1 protein-coding gene is annotated in these 1,748 nt (G+C 66.1%); it reads right to left on the reverse strand.

Features of this window, described 5'->3' with window-relative positions; genetic code table 11:
- Positions 1-1,640 (reverse strand): SDR family NAD(P)-dependent oxidoreductase (locus AQI88_RS42305; RefSeq protein WP_244184663.1); only part of this gene is annotated, 1,640 nt, incomplete at its 3' end.
- Positions 1,641-1,748 lie beyond the last annotated feature (108 nt).

The raw sequence follows: 1,748 nt of genomic DNA on the forward strand, positions 1-1,748 counted from the left end.
TCATCCGGCGCCACGCCATCACCAGTAGCGGGAACCACAGACCCCACCGACACGCCACCCGACTCACCAACCACTTCACCCACCACAAACGCGGCCAGGGCTGTGGGAGTGGGATAGTCGAACACCGCCGTCGCCGGCAGACGCAGACCCGTGGCACTGTTCAGCCGGTTACGCAGTTCAACAGCGGTCAGAGAATCGAAGCCGACATCACGGAACGTACGACCGGCATCGATGACGTCCGGCCCGGACATGCCCAGAACCAGAGCCGCCTGCTCCATGACCAGGTCCTGCAGGATCTCTTGCTGCCCAGCCGGACCCAGTGCAGCCAGGCGCGCGACCAGGGCGTTGTCGCCACCAGCGGCAGAATCGCCCACGGTGCGGCGGGCCGGGGCGTTCGAACGCCCCGCCTGGACCAGAGCGGACAACAGCGGCGGGACCTCACCCGAGCGGCGCAACGCGGCAAGATCCAGACGAGCCGCCACCAACAACGGATCGGCCGGACCAGCCGCCGCATCCAACAGCTCCAGACCCTCCACCCCGGACAACGGCCGCAAACCCTGACGAGCCATCCGCTGCCAATCCGCATCCGTCAGCCCATCCGCCATACCCCCCTCCCACGGACCCCACGCCAACGACACCCCAGGCAAACCCTCACGACACCGATAAGCAGCAAGCACATCCAGGAACGTGTTCGCCGCCGCATAACTGGCCTGCCCGGCGTTGCCCCAGATCCCGGCCACCGAAGAAAACAGTACGAACGATTCCAGATCGGCTTGACGAGTCAACTCGTGCAGATGCCACGCCGCGTCCACCTTCGGCCGCATCACCGCCTCCACCCGCTCCGCGGTCAACCCCACAGCCAACCCGTCATCAAGCACACCCGCAGCATGAACCACCCCAACAAGCGGCGCCCCCGCCGGCACACCAGCAATAACACCAGCAAGCCGATCCCGATCCGCCACATCACAAGCCACAACCTGCGCCGTGATCCCACAACCGGCCAACTCGGCAACCAGCTCAGACATACCCGGCGCATCCGCACCACGACGCGAGACCAGCAACAACCGCTGCGCCTGCCCCGTCACCGCCAAATGCCGCGCCACCAACCCGCCCAACGCACCCGAAGCACCCGTGATCAGAACCGTGCCCGTGGGCGCCGACCGCCGGCCAGCTACGGCAGGAACCGTCAATACAACCTTGCCGATATGACGGGCCTGACTCAGGAAACGGAACGCATCCACCGCCCGCCGCACATCCCAGCACGCCACCGGCAACGGCCTCAGCACACCCTGCGCGAACAACTCGGTCAGCGAGGACAGCATCGCCCCGATCACACCCGGATCCTGCTCCAACAGATCAAACGCCTGATAGGCAACCCCATGCCGGCGCTCGACCTCGCCGGCATCACGGATATCGGTCTTGCCCATCTCCACGAACCGGCCACCCGCACGCGTCAACCGCAGCGAGGCATCCACGAACTCACCCGCCAACGAGTCCAGCACCACATCCACACCACCCCCACCCGACACCCCACGGAACAGCCCCTCGAACTCCGTCGTCCGCGACGAAGCGATGTGAGACGCCTCAACACCCAACTCCTCCACCGCCGCCCACTTCGACGGAGACGCAGTCGCGAACACCTCCGCACCCAAATGACGAGCCAACTGCACCGCAGCAATACCCACACCACCCGCAGCCGCATGGACGAGTACCGATTCGCCCTCGCCCAGACCAGCCAGCTCCACCAG

The sequence above is a fragment of the Streptomyces cellostaticus genome (genome assembly GCF_001513965.1).
GTDB classification, from domain to species: domain Bacteria; phylum Actinomycetota; class Actinomycetes; order Streptomycetales; family Streptomycetaceae; genus Streptomyces; species Streptomyces cellostaticus.